The 13286-nt window shown below is 59.0% G+C and carries 16 protein-coding genes; 9 read left to right on the forward strand and 7 right to left on the reverse strand.

Features of this window, described 5'->3' with window-relative positions:
* Positions 1–96: 96 nt before the first annotated feature.
* Positions 97–1455 (forward strand): ATP-binding protein, encoded by a 1359-nt coding sequence (locus tag ABJ076_RS21505; RefSeq protein WP_348194901.1) that lies wholly within the window; start codon positions 97–99, stop codon positions 1453–1455.
* On the opposite strand, the gene ABJ076_RS21510 is transcribed toward ABJ076_RS21505, so the two are convergent.
* The 4 genes from ABJ076_RS21510 to ABJ076_RS21525 all read right to left on the reverse strand — a co-directional run bounded on the left by ABJ076_RS21510 (position 1452) and on the right by ABJ076_RS21525 (position 3634).
* Entirely contained in the window at positions 1452–1787 is a 336-nt protein-coding gene (locus ABJ076_RS21510) for a tRNA-binding protein (RefSeq protein ID WP_348194903.1), read from the reverse strand. The two genes, ABJ076_RS21505 and ABJ076_RS21510, sit on opposite strands and share 4 nt — an antisense overlap.
* A gap of 133 nt (positions 1788–1920) precedes the next feature.
* Positions 1921–2346, reverse strand: coding sequence for a TIGR01841 family phasin (phaP, locus tag ABJ076_RS21515; protein WP_348194905.1), 426 nt, complete (start codon positions 2344–2346; stop codon positions 1921–1923).
* Between the two features lie 164 nt (positions 2347–2510).
* The gene (locus tag ABJ076_RS21520) at positions 2511–3125 is read right to left on the reverse strand and encodes a TetR/AcrR family transcriptional regulator (protein WP_348194907.1); all 615 of its coding nucleotides are present in this window, start codon (positions 3123–3125) and stop codon (positions 2511–2513) included.
* Between the two features lie 68 nt (positions 3126–3193).
* Entirely contained in the window at positions 3194–3634 is a 441-nt protein-coding gene (locus tag ABJ076_RS21525) for an Lrp/AsnC family transcriptional regulator (RefSeq protein WP_348194909.1), read from the reverse strand.
* A 102-nt stretch (positions 3635–3736) separates the two neighbouring features.
* Between ABJ076_RS21525 and ABJ076_RS21530 the strand changes: the two genes are divergently transcribed.
* On the forward strand, positions 3737–4063 hold the full coding sequence (locus ABJ076_RS21530; protein ID WP_348194911.1) for a cupin: 327 nt from the start codon (positions 3737–3739) through the stop codon (positions 4061–4063).
* Here the strand turns inward: ABJ076_RS21530 and proC are convergent, their stop codons facing one another.
* From proC to ABJ076_RS21545, 3 genes are all read right to left on the reverse strand, one after another.
* Positions 4064–4876 carry a pyrroline-5-carboxylate reductase gene (proC, locus tag ABJ076_RS21535; RefSeq protein WP_348194913.1) on the reverse strand — a complete coding sequence of 271 codons (813 nt, stop codon included), beginning with the start codon at positions 4874–4876 and terminating at the stop codon, positions 4064–4066. It abuts the gene before it with no gap.
* A gap of 7 nt (positions 4877–4883) precedes the next feature.
* Entirely contained in the window at positions 4884–5387 is a 504-nt protein-coding gene (locus ABJ076_RS21540; RefSeq protein ID WP_028467172.1) for a YbjN domain-containing protein, read from the reverse strand.
* 229 nt (positions 5388–5616) lie between these two features.
* Positions 5617–5964: an accessory factor UbiK family protein gene (locus ABJ076_RS21545; protein ID WP_348194915.1), complete on the reverse strand. Its 348-nt coding sequence runs from the start codon at positions 5962–5964 to the stop codon at positions 5617–5619.
* Between the two features lie 194 nt (positions 5965–6158).
* On the opposite strand from ABJ076_RS21545, the gene rfaD reads away from it, so the two are divergent.
* The 7 genes from rfaD to ABJ076_RS21580 all read left to right on the forward strand — a co-directional run bounded on the left by rfaD (position 6159) and on the right by ABJ076_RS21580 (position 13155).
* Entirely contained in the window at positions 6159–7151 is a 993-nt protein-coding gene (rfaD, locus tag ABJ076_RS21550; protein WP_348194916.1) for an ADP-glyceromanno-heptose 6-epimerase, read from the forward strand.
* 17 nt (positions 7152–7168) lie between these two features.
* Entirely contained in the window at positions 7169–7984 is an 816-nt protein-coding gene (gene lgt / locus ABJ076_RS21555) for a prolipoprotein diacylglyceryl transferase (RefSeq protein WP_348194918.1), read from the forward strand.
* 14 nt (positions 7985–7998) lie between these two features.
* Entirely contained in the window at positions 7999–9129 is a 1131-nt protein-coding gene (locus ABJ076_RS21560) for a class I SAM-dependent methyltransferase (RefSeq protein WP_348198698.1), read from the forward strand.
* On the forward strand, positions 9126–9890 hold the full coding sequence (gene pgeF / locus ABJ076_RS21565) for a peptidoglycan editing factor PgeF (RefSeq protein WP_348194922.1): 765 nt from the start codon (positions 9126–9128) through the stop codon (positions 9888–9890). The genes ABJ076_RS21560 and pgeF overlap by 4 nt, the downstream gene beginning before the upstream one ends.
* A 4-nt stretch (positions 9891–9894) precedes the next feature.
* Positions 9895–11043: a Xaa-Pro peptidase family protein gene (locus ABJ076_RS21570; RefSeq protein WP_348194923.1), complete on the forward strand. Its 1149-nt coding sequence runs from the start codon at positions 9895–9897 to the stop codon at positions 11041–11043.
* 167 nt (positions 11044–11210) lie between these two features.
* A complete protein-coding gene (locus ABJ076_RS21575) occupies positions 11211–12077 on the forward strand; it encodes a hypothetical protein (protein WP_348194925.1) in 867 nt (288 codons plus the stop codon).
* Between the two features lie 142 nt (positions 12078–12219).
* Positions 12220–13155, forward strand: a complete 936-nt coding sequence (locus ABJ076_RS21580) for a ribose-phosphate pyrophosphokinase (protein WP_348195073.1) — start codon at positions 12220–12222, stop codon at positions 13153–13155.
* Positions 13156–13286: the final 131 nt, after the last annotated feature.

A 13286-nucleotide genomic window follows, 5' to 3' on the forward strand; every position in this document is an offset into this window, starting at 1 on the left:
ATCGGTCCAAGCTGATTTATTTTAACATCTTCCAGATTTTTCCGGCGCACGAATCCAGCGGGCCCGAGCGCCAACAGAGAGAGCGGCATCCAGACGATGGCCACACTTGCCGAAAATGCCCGCCAGACCAAGCGCCGGTCATGGCTGAAGCGCCGGATGCCGAAGACTCTGTTCGGGCGGGCGCTAGTAATCTTCCTGACGCCACTGATCCTGATGCAAGCGATCTCGACCTATGTTTTCTATGACCGGCACTGGGACACGATGGTGCGCCGGCTATCGACGTCGCTTGCAGGGGATATCGCCCTGATCGTCACGGAAGTCGAAACAGATTCGAGCCCGGCCGCACTGGCCCGGATTGACCGGCTTGCGCGGAACCATCTCGGACTGGTTTTGACGTACCGATCCGGCGCTATCCTGGAAAATCGCAGCACGGCAACTTTGTTTGATCCGACCCTGCGCCAGATGCGACGCTCAATGACCGAGCAGGTGCGCCGCCCCTACATGATCGATACCGAAGCGGCCGATCGGCAGATCGCCATTACGGTGCAGCTTTCCGATGGCGTGCTTGAAGTACTCGCACATGAAAAACGCCTCTACACCTCGACCACCTATATTTTCGTCATGTGGATGGTGGGCAGCGCTCTGATCCTGTTTGCCATCGCGCTGATTTTCATGCGCAATCAGATCAGGCCGATAAGAAGGCTTGCTATCGCCGCACGCGCCTTCGGATTAGGCCGCGAGGTTGCCAACTTCAAACCAGAGGGAGCGCACGAAGTTCGTCAAGCCGCAGAAGCCTTTCAACAAATGCGGGCCCGTATCCGCCGTCAGATCAAACAACGCACAGACATGCTGAGCGGCGTCTCGCACGATCTGCGCACTCCCCTCACTCGAATGAAACTGCAACTCGCCATGCTTGGTGAGGACAAGGCTGTGCAGGAACTTCAGGCAGACGTGCAGGACATGGAGCGAATGGTCGAAGGCTATCTCGCCTTTGCCCGTGGTGAGGGAACAGAGGCCAGCATCACAACAGACGTGAAGGCTCTCGTTAAGGATTTCGCCATCGGTGAGCGAAGAGGTGGCATCCCGCTCGAACTCGAGACGACCGACCGGGCCATACAGCCGATCGAAATGAAACCGCAATCGATGAAACGGGCACTGACCAATCTGGTGTCCAATGCCCGGCGACACGCGAAAACGGTTCGGATCACGCTCGACGCGATCGAAGATGCTTATGAGATTTTCGTCGATGACGACGGCCCGGGCATCCCGGAGGCCGAACGAGGCCGCGTTTTCAAGCCGTTCTATCGCGGCGATCCGTCCCGTAATCCGGAAACCGGCGGAACCGGCCTTGGCTTGACCATCGCCCGCGATATCGTGCACAGCCATGGCGGCGAGATCGGCCTGGAAGAATCGCCTCTCGGTGGCCTCCGTGTCCGGATCAGAATGCCGGTCTAGTAAAGCCGTCCACCATTCGGAACATTGAGTGTCGGGCTTATCAGCACCACTTCGCCATCTTCGTCGGGGAAGCCGACAACCAGGCACTCACTCATGAACTTGCCGATCTGTTTGGGCGGGAAATTCACGACGGCAACCACCTGTTTTCCCTTCATGCTTTCCGGCGTGTAGTGCTTGGTTATTTGCGCCGATGTCTTTCGCTCGCCAATCTCGGGCCCGAAATCGATCCAGAGTTTGATCGCCGGCTTGCGGGCCTCAGGATATGGCTGGGCATCGGTTACGGTACCGACGCGGATCTCAACTCTCTCGAAGTCTGAGAATTCGATGGTCATAAGCAGCTCCATGTTTGGAACTGGACTGTATGCGCTCACCCATCGGTCTGGAAGAGCGACTTACCCTCCCTGAAAACAAAAAGCCGCCGGAACCAGAGGTTCCGACGGCTCTTCGCACTCTCTCGGGGAAAGCTTATTTTTTGCCGGCGAGGGACTGGACTTCTTCGAGACTTTCGTTGATCCGCTTGTTGATCACGTCGAAAGCTTCCTGATTCGATTTCGCGAGCATCTCAGAGATTTCACGCAGATTCGTAACAGTGCGCTCGATCGTGGTTTTTACAGTCTCGGTCTGCTTCGCGATCCGCTCTTCCGGGGCGCCCTGCGTCATCAGGTCGCCAAGAGTTTTCTGGGATTCCTCGACAGCCTGCTGGAAGAGTTCGGCCTGACGCTTGCCAATAGCCTGAAGACCTTCCACAGCCAGCTGATTGGCGTTGGTAATGGCTTCAATATTCTTCTGCTGCGCGTTCATCAGCGCGTCTGCATCGATGCCGGGCATCTTGAAGTCCATCATCATCTTCTGGAAATCAAGATTGAGAAAAGGGTTTTCCTGCTGTGCCACTGAACGTCTCCATATCTTCTCACCCCGTATTACGCGTGTCTCCATGACTCGGGATACGGTAGCTATTTTTCACACCACAGCTTCATGCTGCATTGCATCATCACCGCTAAATTGGGCGTATTTCGTGAAAATGTCAAGTTTTATGTTGCACCGCAACAAAACCCTCATCTTCCTCCAAAACCCTTTTTCCTGCTGCGCCTTTTTCGCCCGATAGGCGTGGACGCAACGATCTCGTCAAGCTGCCTCAACCGCTTGTCGAGCGCGGCCATGGTCGGTCCCAGATCCTCACTGGTATCGCTGAGCCAAACCTGAAGAACCGAAAGATAGAGTCCGGCAAGCACTTTACGGCTCAAGCATCCAATCGGCCCACGATCGCCGAGACCGGTCTGCCGCAGGACCAACCCCATTGCAGGGGTAAGGCGAGCGAGGCCGGCAAGCGCCATTCCCGGATCCGTCCGCGCCGCAGCAAGGACAGCCGCGTAGCCGTCCCGATGCTCCTGCAGCAGCTCGAACCGGGTCATGATTGCGTCAAAAAGCCGCTCCGGCACCGGAAGCGAAGGATCCCCAGCTTCTGCATCAACCGTCGTGGCGGCCAGCCGTTCAAACCTGTCCGCCAGGGCATTCAGTATTCTGCGTTTGTCAGGAAAAACACTGATCGCTTCGGGCGCAGAGACACCAGCACGCTCAGCCGCCGCCTCAATAGTCAGATCGTTCCAACCCTGTTCGCCCGCGACCAGCAGAACCGCATCGAGGATCTTATCGCTATCGTCCACTGCCATGATCCGCTCCTGTTGCCATCCCTTTCACATATGTCCCGGTCCCGAGCCAAAACAACCACTGGCACCTGTCATCCCTGATACTCCTCCAGCACCACAGCTGCCGTCGCTTTCGAGACATGCTCAATTGCCGAGATGCGGTCGACCAGCGCAGACAGCGCTTGTGTGTCGGCAACCCGAACGAGGATCACCGCGTCCGTCGGCCCGGCCACGGAAAACAATCGCTCGACTTCCGGCAGTGCCTGAAGGTGCGCAAGGACAGGTGCGCAAGGCCGCTCCGCAATGTTTATGGAGACCAATGCTGCGAAAGGCGGCCGGTCTTCGGTAACCGAAACAACCGCTGTATAGCCGAGGATGACACCCGCCTCTTCCAGGCGCCGCATACGATCCTGCACCGCTGTTCTCGAGAGGCCGAGCTGGCGGCCCAATTCGGACGCGCCAGTACGGCCATGCTCCTTCAACAGAGTCAGCAAACGCCGATTAGTTGGATCCAACTTTCCATCATTTCGCATACCTTCCTCCCCAATTCACGCCCTTTCGCAAGGCAGATACGTCAGTCCGCAAATTGCCAGCCTTGCGACTTCCTGCGACGAATAGAGCGTTCTGAAACCCTGATGATGGCCCGCATAATGAAGCACTACAACGCGCGAGACTTCCGACCGTCAAAGGCCTGGCAAGCGCTGGATATCGAGATTATCGAGAATGCCAGTGTGCGGCTGCATTGGACTGACCGGGCCTACAAATGGCACGTGAACGATGGCCCGGAGGTATTCGTCGTACTCGACGGCCAAGTTGACATGAAATACCTGGATGGAACTGAAATACGGTCCATCCGCCTGATGCCGGGGGACATCTTCCATGCCGAGGTCGGAGATGAACATGTTGCCGAGCCGATAGGCGAAGCCAGAATTCTGGTTATTGAGCAGCACGGCAGCGTTTAGCTAAACGGCGAGCTCCCGCGAGCGGTCCGCCGCCGCTTTCAGCGCTTTCTCGAAAACCGGGCCGATACCGTCATCGGCCATCAGGACCTTGAGGGCTTCCGCAGTTGTCCCGCCCGGACTGGTCACGTTCTGCCGAAGCTGTGCCGCTGGTTCGGAGGATTGCCGGGCGAGCTCTCCGGCTCCGGAAACAGTGGCCGAAGCCAATCGCATGGCGAGGTCGGCGGAAAGGCCAAGTTTCTCGCCCGCCGCCGCCATAGCCTCAATCACGAGGAAAACATAGGCGGGGCCACTGCCGGAAACGGCCGTGACCGCATCAAGCATTCCTTCTTCGGGCACCTCGAGCGCCTCGCCGACAGCAGACAGCAAGTCACCAGCCAGATCCATCTGCGTCTGGCTTGCCGCCTCGTTGCCGACATAGGCGGTAATCCCGCGTCCGACTGCAGCCGGTGTATTCGGCATGGAGCGGATGATCGCGGCCTCAGAGCCGAGCAGGTTTTCGAAATAGCGGATGGTCTTGCCCGCGGCGATGGAGAGAAAAGCCGTTTCCGGGCCTGCATAGCGGGCAAGCGGTGCCGCCGCGTCCATCATCTGTGGCTTGAGCGCCAGCATGATCATGCCCGGACGAAAATCCGCCGGGACGTCCGGGATATCGCGGACGAGCGTCACACCGTCGATGCCTTCGAATTGGGCGGTCGCGGCCTCGGAATGTTCGATCACGCAGATGCCATGAGCGGCGTAGCCTTTTTCAAGCCAGCCTTGAAGAAGGGCGCCGCCCATTTTGCCGCATCCGAGCAGCAGGAGAGATTTATTCATTGGAAGATCAAGCTTCTCCGACAACATCCAGCAACGAGGCCTGCATGGCTTCTTCGGCCGATTTGCCGCCCCAAATCACGAACTGGAACGCTGGGAAGAAGCGTTCGCATTCGGTCAGGGCAACATCCACCAGATCCTCAAGCTGCTCGACGCTCGCGGATTGTGCGCCACGCAGCAGACACGTCTGGCGGAACATCGGCGTTCCGTCCTCGGTAGAGAGGTCGAAATGTCCGAGCCAGAGTTTCTCGTTGATCATTGCAAGCAGGGAATGGACCTCGCGCCGTTTCTCGACCGGAACCCGGCTTTCAAAAATGCACGAGAAGTGAAGTGCTCCCATATCCTCCTGCCAGAGGAAAAAGAGCCGGTAGTCAGCCCAGCGGCCTTGGATTTCGACGGCAAGCTCGTCTGTGCTTGCACGCTCGTGAGCCCAATCATTGGCTCCGACAATTTCCTCCATCAGGTCTAACGGATTACGGGGAACTTCAACCGTTTCGACGTAAGTCAGAGACATACTATCAAACCCCCTCTGAGAGGTGCGCTGTCCGGCGCTCCGGGACGATCGTAGACAGGGAAGCTCGGTCCGCCGAACCGCGATTAACAGCCCGGCTAGATCTAGCGTGGTACCAATCGCCAAGTACCACGAGGAATAGCCTCTCAAATGCGAAACCCGCGATCAACCTATATTTCGTGGGTCGCGTCCGAAATATTGGTACATTTAGTTTTCTTTAGAAAACAGAGGCTTATTTGTCCTTTGCCGTATCCGTCGATGCAGATTTGGCGGAAGCCGTTGTTTTTGCCTGCTTTGGCGCCCGGCGCGTTGTCTTCGCCTTGGCCTCCGTAAGGCTTGCGAGCTGCTTTTCGAGCATCTCAACCCGTTGTGCAAGCGCTTCCTGCTCGGAAAGTGCCTTGGTCGCCTGCTCACGCACGGCCGCGAACTCTTCGTAGGTCACAAGGTCATGCTCGCCGAGATAGCGCTCGAACTGCTGCCGAATCAGCTGTTCCATCTCTTCGCGAACGCCGGCGGCGGCGGACATTGCGCCATTCGCCATCTTGGCGACGTCATCGAAAAACCTGTTATTCGTCTGCATCGTCGGCTCCTCCTATCTGGCCACGACTGCCGGATAATCGGCAGAAGCACGGGGCACAAGCAGCGTCCGTCCCCAGACCTACTACTTTCGAGCTTGCGAAAGCAATCCACGTCGGGCGAGAAACACCCATATAGAGCCAGGAAGCGCGAACAACAGATCGACGATCTGTTTGTCGCAGCAGTGGAGGGACGAGCATGATTGTCGTTACAGGCGGCGCCGGTTTTATCGGATCGAATCTGGTCGCCGCTCTCAGCGAACGCGAAGACCTCGCGCGGGACATCGTTGTTTGCGACACCCTCGGCTCCGACGAGAAGTGGCGCAACATCGCCAAGCGCGAGCTTGCCGACATCATCCCGCCTGAGGACCTGTTCAGCTTTCTCGACAGGCACAAGGACATGGTCGAGACCGTGTTTCATCTTGGCGCCAGCTCCTCAACCACCGAACGCGATGCCGATTTCATCGTGAAGCAGAACTTCCGGACTTCCGTCGATCTCTGGAAATGGTGCGCGGACAATGACGCACGGCTGATCTATGCCTCCTCCGCCGCCACCTACGGCGACGGCGGTGAAGGCTTCGAGGACGATGCAAGCATCGATGGCCTCGCCGGTCTGCAGCCGCTCAACCCTTATGGCTGGAGCAAGCATCTGTTCGATCGCCGGATCGCACGGCTGGTTGCCGAGGGTCGCAAGACACCGAAACAGTGGGCCGGACTCAAATTCTTCAATGTCTATGGACCCAACGAAACCCATAAGGGCGGCCAGCAGAGTGTGGTGGCGCAGATCTACCCTCGTGCCGCAGCCAACCTGCCGGCGACCCTGTTCCGCTCTCACAACCCGGATTACGAGGATGGCGGCCAGCTTCGCGATTTTGTCTGGGTCGGCGATTGTGTGGACGTGATGATCTGGCTGCACGACAACCGGGATGTCTCAGGCCTGTTCAATCTTGGCACCGGCCAGGCCCGTTCTTTCGCCGATCTCGCCCGCGCAGTTTATGTCGCGCTTGAGAAGGACCCGCGAATCGATTTCGTCGATACGCCGGTGGAAATCCGGGGCCGCTACCAGTACTTCACCGAAGCGCGTATGGAAAAGCTTCGAGACGCCGGATATCCGGGCCAGTTCACCCCGCTTGAAGAAGGTGTACGGCGTTACGTCCAGGACTATCTCGACACCGAAGATCCTTATCGCTAAGCGCGGGAGCGACACTGATGGAGCAGGCTGGCCTGCCTTTCCCGAATATCGATCCGGTGATCTTCTCCATCGGTCCGTTTGCCGTCCGCTGGTATGCGCTGGCCTATATTGCTGGCCTGATGCTCGGTTGGCGTTATTGCGTCCATCTCTGCCGCCGCGCTCCGCGTTTCATGGATCCGTCCTCGCTGGATGACCTGCTGGTCTATGCCACGCTTGGCGTGGTGCTCGGCGGCCGTCTCGGCTACGTGCTGTTCTACAATCTCCCCTACTACCTCGAAAATCCGGCCCAGATCCTGATGGTCTGGCAAGGCGGGATGGCGTTCCATGGCGGTATGCTCGGCACGCTCGTCGGGTTGTTTCTGTTCGCCCGGAGGCGCGGCATTAATCCGCTCCTGGTTGGCGACATCGTGGCGGCGGCTGCACCGATCGGCCTGTTCTTCGGCCGCATCGCGAACTTCATCAACGGCGAGCTCTTTGGCCGCGCCACCGATGTGCCCTGGTCGATGGTGTTTCCGAATGGCGGCCCGATGCCGAGACATCCGAGCCAGCTTTATGAAGCCGCGCTCGAAGGCCTGCTTCTGTTCACTGTTATCGTGCTGCTGATCGCCCGCACCGATATCAGGCGCTATCCGGGTGCCATCGGCGGCCTGTTCTTTGCCGGATATGGCATCGCCCGCTTCACCGTTGAGTTTTTCCGGGAGCCGGATGCGCAACTCGGCTTCCTGTTCGCCGGCGCGACAATGGGGCAACTTCTTTCAATACCGATGATCCTGGTCGGAAGCGCGGTCATGATCTGGGCCCTCCGCCGCCCACCACTCTCTGATAGCGCATGACGGCCTGATAGCACATGACGGCAAGCCCGCTTTCCACACGTTTGAAGGCCTTGATCGAGGCAGACGGCCCGCTCACCGTCGCACGCTACATGCAGGAAGCCCTATTGCACCCCGAACATGGCTATTATGCAACGCGCGAGCCATTCGGAGTCGCGGGCGACTTCATTACCGCGCCGGAAATCAGCCAGGTTTTTGGTGAGTTGATTGGCCTCTGGTGCGCCGCCGTCTGGCAGCAGACCGGCAGCCCGTCCAAAATCGCGCTGGTCGAATTCGGCCCTGGCCGCGGCACATTGATGGCCGACGCCCTTCGCGCCGCCCGCATCGTGCCGGGCTTCCGCGATGCCATTGAGGTTCATCTCGTCGAAGCCAGCCCGAGGCTCCGCGCGCTTCAGCGCGAGACGCTGCCCGATATCGAAGTCAGTTGGCATGACACAGCGGAAACTCTCCCGAACCATCCGTCGCTGATCCTCGGCAATGAATTCTTCGATGCCCTGCCGATCCGGCAACTGATCCACCGTGATGGCGTGTGGCGGGAGAGATGCATCGCCTGGGACAATGAAAGCGGCGCCCTTAGCTGGTCGGAAATACCTGCACCAGCAGAACTGATTCGGCTGATACCTTCCGCCCTGGCTCCGGTCGAGGGCGACACATTCGAGATCTGCGAGGACGGCCGCACGGTCGCTGAGCAGATCGCCCGACATATTGCTCATTGTGGCGGCGCCGGACTATTCCTCGATTACGGTCATGGCAAAAGTGCTTTCGGCGATACCTTCCAGGCATTGCGCAGTCACCAGTATGCGGACCTGCTGGACAATCCGGGAACTGCGGATCTGACCGCCCATGTCGACTTCAATGCACTGCTCGATAGCGCCGCATCCGGCGGGTGCATCTGCTTCGGCACCGTGACACAGGGACAATTCCTCTCCGCGCTTGGCATAGAGGCCCGGGTCGAAACCCTTGTCGGAAAAGCCTCCCCCGCCCAGAAGGCAACGATCCGAAGCGGCGCGCGGCGCTTGATCGAACCCGCCGAAATGGGCACGCTGTTCAAGGCAGTGGCAATCGCCGCACCCGGAGTGGATGCACTTCCCGGTTTTGGTCCGCCACGGGATAGGTCGTTGCGTGAAACGGGAGTCTTCTCAGGGTGATCCAACTTGACGAGATGAACACGGATAAGATCCGACACGCCTTCTATACAAGGCGCGGCGGGGTCAGCCAGGGCATTTATCGCTCGCTGAATTGCGGTTTCGGATCAGGCGACACACGCAAGTCCGTTGCAGCTAACAGAGCCCGCACGATGGCAGCGCTTGATTGCGATGCTGAGAGCCTCTTCACCTGCAACCAGATCCATTCCGCGACGGTCCATGTCATCGACAGTTACGAGCGGCCCGACGAGCCGCCCCGTGCCGACGGTATGGTAACGACACTCAAGAATCTCGCCCTCGGCGTTCTGACGGCGGATTGCACGCCGGTCCTGTTTTCAGACCCGGGAGACGGCATTATCGGCGCCTGCCATGCAGGCTGGCGCGGGGCGCTGAACGGCGTCATGGAAGCGACGGTCGATGCGATGATCGAACTTGGAGCGCGTGCGGACAATATCCAGGCTGCCGTCGGCCCTTGCATCGGCCGGGAATCCTACGAAGTAGGCCCGGAGTTCCCGCAGCCTTTCCTTGAGCAGGACAAGAACAACGCCGCCTTCTTCAGTGCCAGTGATCGCGACGGCCATTTTCAGTTCGACCTCTCAAACTACTGCACCTCGCGCCTATCGCGTCTCGGACTGGGCGAGGTCTACCGGCTCGATTGCGATACCTGCAAGGACGAGCCGAATTTCTTCAGTTACCGCCGTTCCCGCCTGCGCAACGAGCCGGATTACGGACGGCAGCTCTCAACCATCGTCATATCGGAGTAGCATTATGCTGCATTTTGCCGAACAGGAGCTCGCGGACCGCCGCGCGCGTACCATCGACCTCATGCAGCAGCGTGGCCTCGACGGCCTGCTCATGTTCCGTCAGGAGAGCATGTTCTATCTGACCGGATATGACACGTTCGGCTTCTGCTTCTTCCAGTGCCTCTATCTCGGCGCCGATGGGCGGCTTGCCCTGATGACCCGGGCGCCGGATCTCCGGCAGGCACAGAACACCAGCATGATCCAGGATATCCGGATCTGGGTGGACCGAGACGGCGCGACACCGGCGAGCGAGCTGAAAGCCATGCTGAGCGACTTTGGCTGCACCGGAAAGACGCTCGGCATCGAATACGACGCTTACGGGCTAACCGCACGGAACGGCATGGCGATCAACGCGGAGTTGGACAGCTTCTGCGAATTGATCGACAGCTCCGCGTTAGTCTCCGAGTTGCGCGTGGTTAAATCGCCAGCCGAACTCGCCTATGTCCGCCGCGCAGCCACACTGGCGGACGATGCTCTCGTCGCCGGACAGAACCTGACCGCGCCCGGCGCCTTCGAGGGAGACATACTCGCCGCCATGCAGGGGGCTGTCTTCAAGGGCGGCGGAGATTATGCCGGCAACGAATTCATCATCGGCTCCGGGTCCGACGCTCTGCTCTGCCGCTATTTTACCGGCCGCAGGACGCTGGACACCGAGGATCAACTGACATTGGAGTTTGCCGGGGCATATCGGCACTACCATGCCTGCATGATGCGCACGCTCCCGATCGGAACGCCGAAGCCGGAGCATGACGACATGCACAGCGCCTGCGTCGAAGCGCTGGAAGCCTGCCGCGAGGCACTACGTCCCGGCAATATCGTCGGCTCGGTGTTCGATGCCCATGCCGGTGTCATGGACCGGCGCGGTTACAACCATGCCCGTATGAATGCCTGCGGCTACTCGCTCGGAGCTGTTTTCGCCCCGATCTGGATGGACTATCCAATGTTCTATCATGGCAACCCTGTTGAAATCCGTCCGGGTATGGTGTTCTTCGCGCACATGATCCTGATGGACAGCGACAAGGACCTCGCCATGACCCTCGGCGAAACATTCATTGTCACGGAAAGCGGAAACGAACGCCTTTCGAAGCTGCCGCTCGATCTGTTCCGCCGTTAGCAGACGGGAAAGAAGTCGAAGGATGCCTCACCTCCAGATCCTTTTCGCCGCGGCAGTCATCGGGCTGCTTGTCAGCTGCGTCCTGGTGATTTAAGTCCCCGACAATGAAAGACAGCCTCCCGCGCCGGAGTATTTCCGCGCGCCATCTCATCCTGCCGGCGCTCCTGATGCTCCTCCTGACAGGCTGCGGAGAAATACCGCGCCCGTTCGGCCAGGAGCCTTTCAACAAACCCAACATAGCGTTTCTTCTCGCCCCCGAAGCTGCCGGCATATTTGTCGAATCGGTCGAGGGACCTGTGGGGTGGGTCGGAGAAGCCATGGCGGCGGCGCTCTCGAAATCACTGGTCGAGCATAATGTTATTGCGAGCGCCAATGCCCGGAACAAGCGCAGCTATGTACTGAAAGGTCAGGGCTATCAGCAGCTTCATGTCGACGGGCCTGCCGAACTCATTCTCGATTGGGAGCTAAGCGATCCATCGGGCAAAGTCATCGGGGAGAAACGTGTCTCCTCAATTCCGCCCTCCGCGTTTTGGGAGACGCCCGTCGCCGCCCATTTCAAAGATATCTCCAACCAGAATGCTCCGGGCATCGCAGCGTGGTTGATCCCGCAACTTGAAACCGTCACAGCCGCCGATCTTCCTGGCCTCTATGTCGATTTGGTAGAGGGCGACGCCGGCAGCGGGAACGCCATTCTGCGTCAGGCCCTGTTGCGCAAGCTCCGCGCCCGAGGCGTGACGATCGAGGGGAGAAGCAAGCCCCCGGAAGGAACTCTTTCTCTGGAAGGACAGATCGACATCAAGCCGATCAATGCGGACACGGATATCGTCGCCATATCGTGGCGCCTGATCGACCCCGACTCCCGCGAGATAGGCGTGATCGACCAACAGAACGCGGTAGCGTCCGGCAGCATGGAAGACAATTGGGTGGCTGCTTCGCCGATTATTGCTGACGGCGCCTTGCAGGGCTTGCTTCCGCTGTTGCGCGCCTACCAGCGCCAAAGAATAGGCGAGAAACCTGTCACAAAGCGGCAATAACTCTTGCGCGATTTCAACACGCGCTGATATGTTCCGCCCGCTTCTACTGATGCTGGTTTCTTCGAGACTCGGCGCAGCAAGATATGGATTTCGCCACTTCTTTCCCAACCGAAATAATAGGGCACGAATGTCAGACGTTCGTATGAAGATCCTAGCCTGTAACAGTAACAGGCCACTGGCGGAAGCAATAGCCGCCTACCTCAACATGCCGTTGACGAAAGCCGACGTTCGGCGATTCTCGGACATGGAAGTGTTCGTCGAAATACAGGAGAATGTGCGGGGGGAAGACGTATTTGTCATCCAGCCAACCTCCTATCCGGCGAACGACAACCTTATGGAACTGCTGGTGACGCTCGACGCGCTGAAGCGCAGTTCGGCCCGGCGGATCACGGCAGTTATTCCCTATTACGGCTATGCCCGTCAGGATCGCAAATCAGGCTCCCGGACGCCTATCTCCGCGAAGCTCGTCGCCAATCTGATCACCTCAGCAGGGGCCGACCGGGTAGTGACAATGGATCTCCATGCGGGTCAGATCCAGGGTTTCTTCGATATCCCGACCGACAACCTTTTCGCCGCCCCGGTATTCCACAAGGATATCACCGAACGCTATGGCGATGAGGCAATCACCATTGTCTCGCCCGATGTCGGCGGCGTGGTGCGTGCCCGCGCCCTGGCAAAGCCATTGAACGCCGACCTTGCTATTATCGATAAGCGCCGCGAGCGTGCCGGTGTCTCCGAGGTAATGAACATCATCGGCGACGTGAAGGACCGGCGTTGCATTCTGGTCGACGATATCGTCGACAGTGGTGGCACACTCTGCAATGCAGCCGAAGCTCTGATGGCATCAGGCGCGGTTTCTGTTGATGCGTATATCACACATGGCGTCTTGTCCGGTGGCGCGGTAGCCCGTGTCACATCCTCGCCGCTGCAATCGCTGGTCACAACCGATAGCATCGCGACCACTGAAGCTGTTCGCGTCGCGCGCAATATACGCCAGATTTCAGTTGCTCCGCTGCTCGGCGAGTCGATCCGGCGAATCAGCGAAGAGCGCTCGGTTTCCAGTCTCTTCAATTTCTAGACCTTCCGCGCCGGACCGGTATCCCGGTCCGGGTTGCTTTGGGCTAGCTTTTTCCGGCGAAAGCCACTAAAACGCCCCGCTCATCCGTTCCGCCTTGCGGGCTGGCACCCCTGGAGGTCAGCCGTACGCGG

The sequence above is a fragment of the Nisaea sp. genome (assembly GCF_039990255.1).
Lineage (GTDB): Bacteria > Pseudomonadota > Alphaproteobacteria > Thalassobaculales > Thalassobaculaceae > Nisaea.

Bases quoted from the DNA above. Each gene is read 5' to 3' on its own strand.
- ABJ076_RS21545 (WP_348194915.1), bottom strand. From the start codon at position 5,964: ATGCAGACGAATAACAGGTTTTTCGATGACGTCGCCAAGATGGCGAAT.
- ABJ076_RS21570 (WP_348194923.1), top strand. From the start codon at position 9,895: ATGCTGCATTTTGCCGAACAGGAGCTCGCGGACCGCCGCGCGCGTACC.
- ABJ076_RS21505 (WP_348194901.1), top strand. From the start codon at position 97: ATGGCCACACTTGCCGAAAATGCCCGCCAGACCAAGCGCCGGTCATGG.
- ABJ076_RS21510 (WP_348194903.1), bottom strand. From the start codon at position 1,787: ATGACCATCGAATTCTCAGACTTCGAGAGAGTTGAGATCCGCGTCGGT.
- rfaD (WP_348194916.1), top strand. From the start codon at position 6,159: ATGATTGTCGTTACAGGCGGCGCCGGTTTTATCGGATCGAATCTGGTC.
- ABJ076_RS21580 (WP_348195073.1), top strand. From the start codon at position 12,220: ATGAAGATCCTAGCCTGTAACAGTAACAGGCCACTGGCGGAAGCAATA.
- ABJ076_RS21530 (WP_348194911.1), top strand. From the start codon at position 3,737: ATGATGGCCCGCATAATGAAGCACTACAACGCGCGAGACTTCCGACCG.
- ABJ076_RS21575 (WP_348194925.1), top strand. From the start codon at position 11,211: ATGCTCCTCCTGACAGGCTGCGGAGAAATACCGCGCCCGTTCGGCCAG.
- ABJ076_RS21560 (WP_348198698.1), top strand. From the start codon at position 7,999: ATGACGGCAAGCCCGCTTTCCACACGTTTGAAGGCCTTGATCGAGGCA.
- lgt (WP_348194918.1), top strand. From the start codon at position 7,169: ATGGAGCAGGCTGGCCTGCCTTTCCCGAATATCGATCCGGTGATCTTC.
- proC (WP_348194913.1), bottom strand. From the start codon at position 4,876: ATGAATAAATCTCTCCTGCTGCTCGGATGCGGCAAAATGGGCGGCGCC.
- ABJ076_RS21540 (WP_028467172.1), bottom strand. From the start codon at position 5,387: ATGTCTCTGACTTACGTCGAAACGGTTGAAGTTCCCCGTAATCCGTTA.
- ABJ076_RS21525 (WP_348194909.1), bottom strand. From the start codon at position 3,634: ATGCGAAATGATGGAAAGTTGGATCCAACTAATCGGCGTTTGCTGACT.
- ABJ076_RS21520 (WP_348194907.1), bottom strand. From the start codon at position 3,125: ATGGCAGTGGACGATAGCGATAAGATCCTCGATGCGGTTCTGCTGGTC.